This is a genomic window from Sphingomonas limnosediminicola (genome assembly GCF_039537965.1).
GTDB lineage: Bacteria > Pseudomonadota > Alphaproteobacteria > Sphingomonadales > Sphingomonadaceae > Sphingomicrobium > Sphingomicrobium limnosediminicola.
Genome location: NZ_BAABBM010000001.1, coordinates 557,612 through 570,210, shown reverse-complemented (window position 1 = coordinate 570,210; position 12,599 = coordinate 557,612). Strand labels below are relative to the sequence as shown.

Genomic DNA, 12,599 nt, shown 5'->3' with positions numbered 1-12,599 from the left:
GTTCAATCTTGGCCGGCGGATGCGTCTTTCGAAACCTTCCGGAACGACCCTGTCTGGACCCATCTCACCAATGGTTTCAATGGGATAATCCAGACTATTCCCATAATGAGATAGTAAATGGCCTGAACGGGTATAGACCATTGTCCGACAGTCCGCGCCAGGCTTGCGACGAACGTCGCCCAAACGACGATCAGCAACAGAATCAGGGCGATTCCGGCCAATGGACGTGCAGAAGGGGCAGGGAGCTGCGGCATACGGTGGCGCTGTAGCACCGCTCGGCATCACCCTGCGAGCCGATAACCCACTGCCGGCTCGTTGATGATGATCTTCGGGTTCGTCGGATCCCGTTCCAGCTTTTGACGAAGGGCGCGGACGGCGACGCGGAGATACTCGGTTTGACGCTCCTGCGCCGGGCCCCAAACGGCCTTGAGCAGATGCGCGTGGGGGAGCACGCGCCCGGGATATTTCGCGAGCTCAGCAAGCACGGCATATTCCTTCGGCGTCAGGTGGACGTCCTCGCCATCGCGTGACACGAGACGGTGGAAGAGGTCGATCTTGACGCCCGCGACCTCGACAGGTTCGCTTTCTGCGTCGGAGCCAAGGTCTAGGAGATTGGAGAGATAGCGCTGCAGCTTCGCCGTCTCCGATGCGACTTCAGAAACAAGCGCCTTCTCGCCCGAGCCCGTTCGCCGCAACTCGGCAATGGCTGTTCCGATCGCGGCGATCGGCGGCTTCAAATCCTCGCCGATCGACGACAACAGGCTTGAGCGGACCGCGTCGCGCTCCCGCAGCGTAGCGAATTGACGCGTTTCGCCTTCCAGGCGCGCACGTTCCATCGCCAAGGCGATCTGGTCGAGCAGGCTCTCGAGCAGAGAGAATTGCTCGGGCAGGACAGGAGCGCTGCCATTGTCCCGCGCCAGACCGACTACTGCCGTCACGGCCGACTCTCCACGCACGGCGTGGAGCTGCCACTCCACGGTCGTGACGCGCGTTATTCCTCGGCCCGTCCGCTCACCGGTCGCGAACACCGTGGCTGCGGCAGCGATGTCGCCGGGCGTCAACGTCACGGAATCAGGAGCGGAAGCAATGACCCGTGCTTGGGGGCGTCCGGCTAGGAGTATGGCGTTGCAATAGAAAATTGCGCCCAGTTCACTCACGCTGATCTGCGCGATTTCCTGCAGGCTGGTGCAAGACAGGAGCTTCCGCGCAAGCCCAGCGGTGGTCGCACTGCGCTCCGCATGCGCCTCCGCGAATTGGGCCTGCTGCCGGATCGATGCGGCGAGGTGGCTGGTAACGACGGCCACCAGGAACAAGACGACCACTGTCACGATGTCGCTGCCGCTGTGGATGCGGAAGGTGTGGACCGGTTCGGTGAAGAAGAAATTATATGCGAGGACTGAGCAGACCGCGGCGATTAGCGCCGGGCCGAGGCCGGCCAGGACCGCTGCGCCGAGCACCGCGGGCAGGTAAAGAAGATCGACCGCCGAATTGCCCCAACGAGGGGCCATCAACATGCCCACGGCTGTCGACGCGCCAACCATCAGCAGCGCCGCCGCATAACCGCGGAAGCCTCCCGCACTGGATTGGCTCAGGTCGTTGAACATAGCGCCTAGGTGCGCCTTGGATCGCCGTTCGTCGAGTATTTGACGGCCAATTCGCAGCCATTCCTTTATGGGGCCATCACGAAAACCACATAGAATCTTTATGCCCCCGAAGCCCACATCGGCGCCATGGCTACAGCGACTGCCGACATCGCGCTCTCGGGCGACAACGCGCCTGCGCATCACGGACCCAGGGAAACGCTGCCGAAGCTGATGCTCGGCGCGGTCGGGGTCGTTTACGGTGATATCGGGACGTCGCCGCTTTATACGATGAAGGAAAGCTTCCTCGGTCCGCACCCGCTGGCGGTGGACCCGCTGCACATCTTCGGTGTGCTCAGCCTCATTTTCTGGACGCTGATGATGATCGTCACGTTCAAATATGTCGGCGTTGCAATGCGGGCAGATAACAAGGGCGAGGGTGGGTCGTTCGCCTTGCTTTCGCTGATTGCGCGCAACTTGGCCGGAAAGAGGTGGACAGCGGGCCTCGTCGTCATGGGTGTTCTCGCGACCTGCCTTTTTTACGGCGACGCGATGATCACGCCGGCGATTTCTGTGCTTTCGGCGGTGGAGGGCCTGACGATCGTCCAAGCCGGGCTCCAGCCGCTCGTGCTCCCCATCTCCATCGGGATCCTGGTCGCGCTTTTCCTTGTGCAGGCGAGAGGGACGGCGCGCGTCGGCCTGATTTTCGGGCCCGTGATGCTGCTGTACTTCGCGGTGATCGCCTTTCTCGGCATCGTGAACATCGTGAAGCACCCGGATATCATCGGGATCGTCAATCCGGTGTGGGCGGTAAAGTTCTTCGCCTACAACCCGAAGCTCGCCTTCCTGGCGCTCGGCTCCGTGTTCCTCTGCGTCACCGGCGCTGAGGCGCTCTACGCCGACATGGGCCACTTCGGGCGCAAGGCGATCAACTTCTCCTGGCTGACCCTCGTCTATCCGTGCCTGGTGCTCAACTACATGGGGCAGGGCGCGCTCCTGCTCGGCAACCCGCACGCGGCGATCAACCCTTTCTACCTACTGGCACCGGACTGGGCTCGTCTGCCGCTCGTGATCCTTGCCACCGTCGCGACGATCATCGCTAGTCAGGCCGTGATCTCGGGCGCCTTCTCGGTCACGCACCAGGCGGTTCAGCTCGGCTTCCTGCCGCGGCTTCGCACCGAGCACACGAGCGAGAAGGCCGCCGGGCAAATCTACATCCCCGCGGTCAACTGGGGCCTGCTGGTGATGGTAATCCTGCTGGTCCTAGGCTTCCGCGAATCCTCGAACCTCGCATCGGCATACGGCATCGCGGTCACCGGCACGATGCTGATTACCACCGCCATGCTGGGCGTCATGATGGTGTCGGTGTGGAAGTGGAACCGGCTGGTGGCGTTTGGCCTGACCGGTCTCTTCCTGCTCGTCGACGGCGCTTATTTCGCTTCCAACATCACCAAGATCCCCGACGGCGGCTGGTTCCCGCTGCTCATCGCCGCGATCAGCTTCACCGTGCTGACGACCTGGGCCAAGGGCCGCCAGTTGATGCGCGAGCGGCTTCAGGAAGCGGCGCTTCCGCTCGAGGTGTTCATCAAATCGGTAAGCGCGTCAGTGCACCGGGTGCGAGGAACGTCTGTCTTCCTGTCGACTTCGGCCGAGGTCGTTCCCGCAGCACTGCTGCACAATCTCAAGCACAACCAAGTGCTCCATGAGCGCGTTCTCATCCTCAACGTGAAGGTGGAAGAGGTGCCTCACGTGCCGGTGAAAAAGCGGCTCGAAATTCATGACGCCGGCAGCGGCTTCTATCGCGTCATCCTCCACTACGGCTTCATGGAAGAAGTCGACATTCCGCGCGATCTCGCCCTCATCAAGACGTGCGGCGCGCCATTCGACATGATGAGCACCAGCTTCTTCCTCGGACGCCAGAAGCTGATCGCGTCAAAGAAACATGAAGGGATGGCGCTGTGGCGCGAGCGCCTGTTCGCCTGGATGTTGAAGAGTTCCGAAAGCGCGATGGAATTCTTTAAACTGCCGACCAACCGTGTGATCGAGCTCGGAAGCCAGTTGCAAATCTGACGCTCCTTTCGCATGCCCCGAAGCAAGCAAATGGGGAATGGAAGATGGCTTCGGATTCAGATCTGATCGATGCCAAGATCGCCGAACTTGGCGGCTGGCGCGGCGAGATGCTCGGGCGCCTTCGGCAACTGATCAGGGACGCCGATCCGGAGGTCGTCGAAGAGGTAAAGTGGCGCAAACCGACGAACCCATCCGGCGTGCCGGTCTGGTCGCACCGCGGTATCATCTGCACGGGCGAAACCTATAAGGATAAGGTCAAGATTACATTCGCGAAGGGCGCCTCGGTCGACGATCCGAAGAAGCTCTTCAACTCCAGCCTTGACGGCAACACTCGCCGGGCGATCGATTTTCGAGAAGGCGACAAGATCGACGAGGCAGCCTTCAAGGATCTGGTTCGGGCGGCGCTAGAGGCAAACGTCACGCGTGAGGCTTTTCCTCCACGGCGGACTGAATCGCCCGTTTAGGGTTAAGAAGATCGAAACCATGTTCTGCGACTGATCGCCTGCTTTCAATTTCAGTTTGCAGGGCGTGTGATGAGTAAGCGTTATCTGGTTTCGAGCAGCGTTTTCGGTCTCGCATTTGCGTTGAGCGCATGTGGCGGTGCTGGTGGTGGCGTAAGTTCTACGCCTGCTCCGCCAACGTCGACTCCAACGCCGTCCCCGACACCAACACCGACTCCGACCCCGTCACCGACCCCGACTCCCACTCCGTCGACCTCGTTCGACACGGCGGAATACCGGGCCTCTACCGCAGCCGTCGCGGCAAGCGCGATGTCTGCCTACAACGCCGGTGCGACCGGCAAGGGCGTCAAGATCGGCATTATCGACACGGGCCTGAACGCCTCGCTCAGCGAATTCAGCGGTAAGCTCGATGCGGGGAGCGTCGACATCTCCGGCACCCGCGGCATGGGTGACGACGACGGCCATGGCACCATGGTCAGCGCGATCGCCGCCGCTGCGAAGAATGACGTCGACATGCACGGCGTCGCCTTCGATTCGACGATCGTCGCGGTCCGCGCCGACACGCCGCGTTCCTGCACCACGACCGACGGCTGCTCCTTCGACCAGGCCGCGATTGCGAAGGGTATCGACGCCGCGCGCACTGCAGGCGCCAAGGTCATCAACCTGTCACTGGCAGGCGAAGCGCCGACTACGGACACGCTCGCTGCGGTGCAACGAGCGGTGGACGCCGGGATCGTGATCGTCATGGCCGCCGGCTACGACATCGGAACCAGTCCCGACATTTTCGCCCGCACTGTGGCGCAGAATTTCGCGGGCAAGGTCATCATCGCCGGCTCGGTCGGCGTCGACGATGGCAAGGGCGGGATCAACCTCGACAGCATCTCCGACTTTTCCAACAAGGCGGGTACCAGCGCTTCGTCATTCCTGACGGCGCGCGGTCTTGACGTGCTCGCCCCGGACGCGACGGGCGAGGACTATCTGTGGTTCGGTGCGGATGTCGCCGCGCCATCGATTTCAGGGGCGGTCGCCCTGCTCGCACAGGCGTTTCCGAACCTTACGGGCCAGCAGATCGTCCAGCTCCTGTTTTCCAGCGCGGACGACCTCGGCGTGGCGGGGGTCGATGCAGTATACGGAAACGGACGGCTGAACCTCGCCAAGGCGTTCGCGCCGAAGGGCACGACGATGTTGGCAAAGACAACGATGGTCGTCGACAGCAGCACCATCTCCCAGCTTCCGGCCGCTGCCGGCGACGCGGCATCGACCGGCTCGCTCGGCGCCGTCATCCTCGACGGGTTCTCGCGTGCCTATGTGATGAACCTCGCGGCCACTATGCGTCAGGCCGCGCAGGACTATCCGCTGTCCTGCGCCCTCGACGGCAACCTTCAGAACACGAGCCTCGACGCCGGACCGATCAGTATCGCGATGACGGTCGCGGCACGGCCGGGCGCCGGACTTGGCTTTTCGGTCGATCGGCTCGGCATCGGTCCCGAGGACGCGCGCAAAGCGCGGCTGGTTGCCGGATCGGCTGTAGCCCATCTCAACAGCAAGACCCTTGCCGCGTTCGGCATCAGTGAGAGCGCGACCTCCCTGCGTCAGCGGCTGTCCGGTGCCGAATCTTCCGCATTCCTGATCGCCAAAGACGGGACGTCGACGACTGGCTCCTGGGGCAACACCAAGGGCAGCATGGCGCTTCGGCGTCAGGCCGGGCGCTTTGGCCTGTTCGCCGCGGGCGAAACCGGCGAGGTCCGCAACACCATCAAGGCCAACGCCCTTGGTTCTCCCTATCGTTGGGCCAGCGTCGGCATCGATCGAGACTTCGGCCGCACCTGGCTGTTCGCTGGCCTTAGCCGCCTCCAGGAAACCGATACCGTCCTCGGCGGCCGCATGAACCAGGTGCTTGGCGGCGGTGGCGCTTCCAGCATTTTCCTCGACGTCGATTTCCGCCGTCGGTTCGGCAGCGGGGTTAGCGCCGGCCTGTCCGCCCGTCGTGGCAGCACAAGTTTTGCCGGGGGCAAGTTTCAGACGGCCGCTTACGCCATGGACGTCAGCAAGCTCGGGATCCTGAATGTGAACGACCGCATCGGTCTCCGATTCTCACAGCCGCTACGGGTCGACAGCGGCGGGTTCAACTTACTGCTGCCGATCAGCTTCGATTATGACGCGCTTACCGCGACCGACAGCTGGCAGCATTTCTCGATGCGCCCGAGCGGCCGCGAGGTCGACGGCGAGCTCAGCTATTCGAGCAGCGTCATCGGCGATGCGGGTTGGCTCAGCGCCAACCTTTATGTTCGCAAGGATCCGGGACACGTCGCGAGCGCCCGGCCGGACGTCGGATCGGCGATCCGTTTCTCGCTGAAATTCTAGGCATCACGAAGTATTGCGGAGGCGCACCGGTCGGCTAACGTCGCCGGATGACTCCTCGCCTCCGCCGTGCGCTCGCCGCTGCGTTGATCTCCTCGTCACTGCACGCCGTTGCGACGGCGCAAGGCACGATATCCCCGGTCGCCGGCGGAGCCGAGCTTCGCGACGGCTCGACTCAGATCCGCGTGATCGCAATTACAGACAACATCCTGCGCATACGCGTTGGCCGCGGCGCGCTGCCGGAGGACGCGAGCTGGGCCGTAGCGGAAGCAGAGCGGCGCCGGTCGGTGCCCGTAAGCCCGACGGCGAACGGATTCACAACACGCTCTCTGGCGGTCGCGCTGAACCCGCAAACCATGCAGCTCAGCGTCAGCGACCTGCAGGGCCGGCCGATCATCGCTGACGCCTCCGACGCATTGCGTTTCGACGGCAAAGGCTTTGCGCTGCGCAAGGCGCTCAGCGCTGGCGAGCACATCTTTGCGCTGGGCGACAAGACGGGCAATTTCGACCGCCGTGGGGAGAGCTTCGTCGATTGGACCACCGACGCCTGGGGTTTCCAGCGCGATACCGACCCGGTCTACAAGTCGATACCCTTTTACATCGCGAGCGGCAGGGCAGGAGGCGCCTACGGCCTGTTCCTCGACAACAGCTGGCGTAGCTGGTTCGACTTCGGTCATCGCGACGCGAAGACGATCGAGATCGGATCTGAAGGCGGGCCGATCGATTATTACATCATCGCCGGGCCGGCGGTACGCGATGTGGTGAGGCGATACAGCGACCTCACCGGCAAGGCGCCGCTGCCGCCGCTCTGGTCGCTCGGCTTCCAGCAATCGCGCTACAGCTACATGAGCGCGGACGAGGTCAGGCAGATCGCCACGCGCCTCCGCAGCGATCGCATCCCTGCCGACGTCATTTGGCTCGACATCGACTATCAGGACCGCAACCGGCCGTTCTCGACCAACAGGACGACCTATTCGGACATTAAGGGGCTGGTGCGGGAGGTCGGCGCGCAGGGCATCAAGCTGGTCGCGATCACCGACCTCCATGTCGCCTACGCCCCGGACCAGGGCTATGCACCCTACGACAGCGGGGCGGCGGGCGATCATTTCCTGAAGAAACCGGGCGGCACCACATATGTAGCGCCGGTGTGGCCGGGCCCTTCGGTATTCCCCGACTTCACCCGCACCGCGAGCCGCGCCTGGTGGGGCAGTCTCTACAAGAAGCTGACCGACGACGGCGTCGCCGGCTTCTGGAACGACATGAACGAGCCGGCGATCTTCGAAACCCCGACCAAGACCATGCCGCTCGACACCGTCCATCGCATCGACGGCAACGGCTTCGCGCCACGCACCGCGACCCACGCGGAGGTGCACAATGTCTTTGGCATGGAGAACAGCCGCGCGACCTATGAGGGGCTGCTCAGGTTGCGCCCGAACGTCAGGCCGTTCGTCATGACCCGCGCCACTTTTGCCGGCGGCCAGAAATATGCGGTGACATGGACGGGGGACAACAGCTCGACTTGGGATCATCTCAAGCTGGCGGTGCAGCAGATGCTGACTCTCGGCTTGTCCGGTGTCCCCTGGTCCGGGGCCGACATTCCCGGCTTCATCGGCGGCGCGAGCCCCGAGCTGGCGACCCGCTGGTTCGAGATTGGCGCCTTTACCCCCATCTTCCGCGCTCACGCAGCCAACGATGCGCCGCGCGCCGAACCGTGGGTAGACGGACCCGACCATCTCGCAATCCGCCGCCGCTTCATCGAGGAGCGCTACCGCCTTCTCCCGTATCTCTACGCGGTTGGAGAGCAGAGTGCGCGAACTGGCGACCCGGTCATGCGTCCAACCTTCTACGACTATCCGCAGATGGCGGCCGCACCGTGCAATCAGTCGATGGCGTTCACGGTCGGCCGCGACCTCCTTGTCGCCGCATCGCCGCAACCCGATTCAGCTAGGGCGTACGATATCTGCCTGCCGGCGAACGGGTGGTACGATTATTGGACCGGCGCCCAGCTTACCGCCCAGAAGATCAAAGAGACGCCGACGCTCGATCGACTGCCCGTTTTCGTACGCCCCGGTGCGATCATCGCGAAGCAGCCGCTCATCCAGAGCACCACGGAGACGCCTAAGGGCGCGCTTCAACTCGACATTTATCCGGGCGAAGATTGCAGCGGCGAGCTCTTCTTCGACGACGGGGTGAGCATCTCAGGGCCAAGCCTGCGCCAGGCGATCAGCTGCACGATGACCACCAGGGGGATCGCTTTGCACTTCGCGGCGCGTAGGGGCAGTTTCAGACCCTGGTGGAAGCAGATTGCAGTTACCGTGCACACCCCAACCCCGATCACCCGCACGATCACCGATCAGCCCCGCGCGGCAACGATCACGCTCCAGTGATCGCTCGCCCATCCAAGGCGCGGCTGTTGCTGTTCGCGTTCGGTGATTTCGCGTTCAATCTCTTCTGGCAGAGCATCATGCTCTTCCTGCTATTCTACTATACGGATGCGCTGAATCTCCCGATCGGAGTCGCGGCTACGACCTACATGGTCGCGTCGATCTGGGATGGCGTCGCCAATTTCATCGTCGGCATCCTCGTCGATCGTCGGCGTGTTTCCTTCCCCTACGGACGACTGCTCATCGTGGGCGCTGTGCCGCTTAGCCTGGCCTTCATGCTCACCTATATGCCCCCGCCGGCCAGCGGCACCTGGGCCATCGCCATCGTCTTCGTCGCGCACTTGCTGTTTCGTACCGCCTATGCCGGGGTCAACGTGCCTTACCTGGCAATGACTGCGCGGATCAGTGCCGACAGCGGCGACCGCGCCTTCATCGCCGGCATGCGAATGTTGTTCGGAACTGCCGCGGCCGTGACGGTCGCTCTCTGCACCGTCCCTGTTGGCCATTGGCTGACAGGATCGACAGCAGCCGAGGCCTATTTCGGCGCGGCCATCCTATTTGCCGTAATCGCTGCGGGAATCTTGATCCTCGTAGGCGCGACTTATCGCGAGACCGCGGAGCCGCAGCGACCGCCGCCGGGAACCCTCAAGACGGCGCTGCTAAGCCTTGCCGGCAACCGTGCCTTTGTGGCGCTCAATGCGGCCATGATGGCGATGATCGTCGCCATCACCGTGCTCAACAAGTCGGTGCTCTATTATTTCAAATATCTGTTGGAGAACCCCGATGCCGGCCAGCTCGCGCTGGCGTCGATGGGGCTGGTCAGCGGCACTGCCATCCCGCTGTGGATGTTGCTCGGCCGCTACGTTGGCCTGCGAGCCTTGTGGCTCATCGCTGCGGGCCTGGGGATAGTCGGGCTCATTGTCTTTGCGGCCGTCAGCTTGGATGGAGTCAGATCGATGCAGTTGTTCCTGGTTGGCATGCAGGTGATGATCGTTGGGCTCAATTTCGTGTTCTGGGCGATGCTCCCCAACACGATCGAATATGGCGAGCGGGAAACGGGCGTGCACGTCGAGGGCGCGGTGTTTGGACTGGCCGCGCTGCTTCAGCGCATCGCGATCGGCATTGCGACGGCGATCCTGGGCTGGAGCTTTGCGTCGGCGGGCTACGTCCCCAACGTGCACCAAAGCGCCGACATGCTCAGTCGGATGCGCGAAACGGTCGCGCTCGTCCCGCTGGCGTTCCTTGCCTTGTCCTGCGTCGCGATGGCGCTCAACCCGTTGGGACGGGATCGCCGTCGGCTAGGCCGTGAGTTCGAAAGTCCCGCTGACTCCGTCGCTCTCGGCTGACGGCGCGATCCACGCAACAAAGGTGCCCGGCTCGACCGTCGGCCGGCTGCCTTTGGCGTAGAAAGCTAGGTCGACCGATCGAAGCGTGAAGCGGACCGTCTCGGACTGACCGGGCGCCAGCGCGATCTTGCGGAACGCCTTCAGTTCACGGACCGGGCGAGTAACGCTGCCAGTGCGCTGGTGAACATAGAGCTGGACGACCTCTTCAGCCGCCCGTCGCCCGCGGTTAGTGACCGTCGCGCTGACCTCAATCGACCCGGCCATGGTGAGCGCCGGATTGCTGAGCTTCAGCCCCGAATATTCGATTTTGCCGTAGGTCAGGCCGTGACCGAACGAATATAGCGCGCTGTTCGGGATGCCGCGGAAATGCGCCTTGTAGGCTTCCAGCGGACCCGGCGGGTTGGGCCGGCCGGTCGACTTGTGCGCGTAATAATATGGCTCCTGGCCGGAGCGGCGCGGAAAGCTCGCGGGCAAACGGCCCGACGGGCTGTAAGCGCCGAACAGGACATCGGCGATTGAATTGCCGGTCTCGGTACCGAGGAACCAGGTTGCAAGGATCGCCGGCGCGTTCGCCACAGCTCCCTCGAGCGCCAGTGCGCGCCCATGTTTGAGCACGACGACGACAGGCTTGCCGACCGCCGCGACCGCCTCGGCCAGCGCCTGTTGCGGTGCTGGGACGACGATCTCGGTTCGCGATTGCGCTTCGCCCGACATGCCCTGCGATTCGCCAATGGCGAGCACCACGACGTCAGCAGCCCGCGCGGCGGCGACTGCTTTCTCGATCCCGCCGCCGAGTGGCTCTTCGACACCCGAACCCTGTTCAATAATGAGGCCATTCTTGTCAGCAATTTGCGAACGCACGCCGGTCGCGAGGTCAATCGCCTTCGCGTCGTCGCCATAGACCACCCACGGGCCGACCAGATCGTGCTGTCCGCTGGCGAAGGGACCGATCAGCGCGATCTTCTTTCCCGAACGGGGCAGGGGCAACAGGTCGCTTTCGTTCTTGAGAAGCACGATCGACTTGCGGCCAGACTCGCGAGCAAGGGCGCGCGTCTTGGGCAGCAGCGAGCGCGCAGTTTCGCGCTTCACGTCGATGCGGCGGAACGGATCCTCGAACAGGCCGAGCATGGCCTTGAGCGCGAGAACGCGCCGGACGGACGTGTCGAGCGCCGACTGCGGCACGGCGCCGCTGCGGACGAGGTCGGGCAGATATTTGCGATAGAGCCCGCTCTGCATGCTCATGTCGACGCCGGCGAGGAAGGCGATGCGGGCGGCATCGCGGCCGTCCTTGGCATAGCCGTGCGCGATCATCTCTTCGTCGCCGGTGTAGTCGGACACGACGAAGCCTTCGAAGCCCCATTCGCCGCGTAGCAGTTGCGTCTGAAGCCACTTGCTGCCGGTGGACGGAATGCCGTTGATCTCGTTGAACGAGGCCATGGCGGATAGCGCGCCGGCATCGAAGCCGGCCTTGTACGGCTGCAAATATACCTCGCGCAGGCGCTCTTCCGAGATGTCGACGGTGTTGTAGTCGAGTCCCGATTCTGCCGCGCCGTAGGCAGCGAAATGCTTGATGCAGGCGAGCATGCGCTCGGTCGACTTTAGGTCGCTGCCCTGGAAGCCCTGCACACGCGCAGCTGCGAAGAGCCTGCCGAGGAGGACATCCTCGCCGCCGCCTTCAACCCCGCGGCCCCAGCGCTGGTCGCGGGCGACGTCGACCATCGGCGAGAAGGTCCAGTCGATGCCTGCGCCGGCAGCCTCGAACGCAGCGGCCTCGGCCGTGCGGCGGGCCAAGTCAGGCTCGAAGCTCGCGACTTCGGCGAGGGGAACCGGGAAGATGGTGCGATGGCCGTGGATGACGTCAGCGGCGAAGATCAGCGGAATCTTCATCCGCGAATCCTTGACCGCGGCGGTCTGCAGGATTCGCGCCATGGTCGCGCCGTTGCCGTTGAACACGCCGGTCAATTGACCCTGGCGCGCTTCGTCGACCTGCTGCTGGAAGTTCGGTCCGGCGCTCGCCGGGTTGAGCGAAAGTGCCGCACCACCACCCCAGGCCGAAGCCATGAGGCTGAGCTGGCCAGCCTTCTCCTCCAGGGTCATGCGCGCGATAAGAGCATCGACGAACGTGGGAACGTTCACTTTGCCGACCGCTTGAAGAAGCGCGCGCGCTGGACTGGCCAGCCACGCAGCGACCGCACCAGCACCCATAAGGGCGGCCCGGCGCGAAATACGCGTATCGAACATCAACTCCCCTCCAGTCGCGAACCCGAGCATTTGATTGCATAGCACAAATCTTGGGCTGTGCTTGACCATCTATGTAACCGGTTACATGAACTGCGCAATCGCCTTTTACTTTGGCTAGTCGTGACTTCTGCAGCAGTTCCGGCTGATAAGGATTGG

8 protein-coding genes are annotated in these 12,599 nt (G+C 63.4%); 5 read left to right on the top strand and 3 right to left on the bottom strand.

Annotated elements, in window-relative coordinates:
* Positions 1-2: 2 nt before the first annotated feature.
* Complete coding sequence (locus ABD704_RS02825; RefSeq protein WP_344698180.1) at positions 3-254, bottom strand: DUF2842 domain-containing protein; 252 nt, start codon at positions 252-254, stop codon at positions 3-5.
* A 27-nt stretch (positions 255-281) separates the two neighbouring features.
* A complete protein-coding gene (locus ABD704_RS02820; RefSeq protein ID WP_344698179.1) occupies positions 282-1,604 on the bottom strand; it encodes a DUF4118 domain-containing protein in 1,323 nt (440 codons plus the stop codon).
* 126 nt (positions 1,605-1,730) lie between these two features.
* Here ABD704_RS02820 and ABD704_RS02815 point away from each other — a divergent pair, with 126 nt between their 5' ends.
* The 5 genes from ABD704_RS02815 to ABD704_RS02795 all read left to right on the top strand — a co-directional run bounded on the left by ABD704_RS02815 (position 1,731) and on the right by ABD704_RS02795 (position 10,202).
* Entirely contained in the window at positions 1,731-3,650 is a 1,920-nt protein-coding gene (locus ABD704_RS02815) for a potassium transporter Kup (protein WP_344698178.1), read from the top strand.
* Positions 3,651-3,694: 44 nt separating this feature from the next.
* Positions 3,695-4,114 carry a DUF1801 domain-containing protein gene (locus ABD704_RS02810; protein WP_344698177.1) on the top strand — a complete coding sequence of 140 codons (420 nt, stop codon included), beginning with the start codon at positions 3,695-3,697 and terminating at the stop codon, positions 4,112-4,114.
* Positions 4,115-4,420: 306 nt separating this feature from the next.
* Positions 4,421-6,475, top strand: coding sequence for a S8 family peptidase (locus ABD704_RS02805; protein ID WP_344698176.1), 2,055 nt, complete (start codon positions 4,421-4,423; stop codon positions 6,473-6,475).
* Between the two features lie 47 nt (positions 6,476-6,522).
* Positions 6,523-8,859 (top strand): glycoside hydrolase family 31 protein, encoded by a 2,337-nt coding sequence (locus tag ABD704_RS02800; RefSeq protein ID WP_344698175.1) that lies wholly within the window; start codon positions 6,523-6,525, stop codon positions 8,857-8,859.
* Positions 8,856-10,202: an MFS transporter gene (locus ABD704_RS02795; RefSeq protein ID WP_344698174.1), complete on the top strand. Its 1,347-nt coding sequence runs from the start codon at positions 8,856-8,858 to the stop codon at positions 10,200-10,202. Before ABD704_RS02800 ends, ABD704_RS02795 begins: the two co-directional genes overlap by 4 nt.
* On the opposite strand, the gene ABD704_RS02790 is transcribed toward ABD704_RS02795, so the two are convergent.
* Positions 10,155-12,443 (bottom strand): glycoside hydrolase family 3 N-terminal domain-containing protein, encoded by a 2,289-nt coding sequence (locus tag ABD704_RS02790; RefSeq protein ID WP_344698173.1) that lies wholly within the window; start codon positions 12,441-12,443, stop codon positions 10,155-10,157. The genes ABD704_RS02795 and ABD704_RS02790 overlap by 48 nt on opposite strands.
* Between the last annotated feature and the right edge of the window lie 156 nt (positions 12,444-12,599).

Excerpts from the sequence above, each read along its gene's own strand:
- ABD704_RS02800 (WP_344698175.1), top strand. The coding sequence starts at position 6,523 with ATGACTCCTCGCCTCCGCCGTGCGCTCGCCGCTGCGTTGATCTCCTCG.
- ABD704_RS02790 (WP_344698173.1), bottom strand. The coding sequence starts at position 12,443 with ATGTTCGATACGCGTATTTCGCGCCGGGCCGCCCTTATGGGTGCTGGT.
- ABD704_RS02825 (WP_344698180.1), bottom strand. The coding sequence starts at position 254 with ATGCCGCAGCTCCCTGCCCCTTCTGCACGTCCATTGGCCGGAATCGCC.
- ABD704_RS02810 (WP_344698177.1), top strand. The coding sequence starts at position 3,695 with ATGGCTTCGGATTCAGATCTGATCGATGCCAAGATCGCCGAACTTGGC.
- ABD704_RS02820 (WP_344698179.1), bottom strand. The coding sequence starts at position 1,604 with ATGTTCAACGACCTGAGCCAATCCAGTGCGGGAGGCTTCCGCGGTTAT.
- ABD704_RS02815 (WP_344698178.1), top strand. The coding sequence starts at position 1,731 with ATGGCTACAGCGACTGCCGACATCGCGCTCTCGGGCGACAACGCGCCT.
- ABD704_RS02805 (WP_344698176.1), top strand. The coding sequence starts at position 4,421 with ATGTCTGCCTACAACGCCGGTGCGACCGGCAAGGGCGTCAAGATCGGC.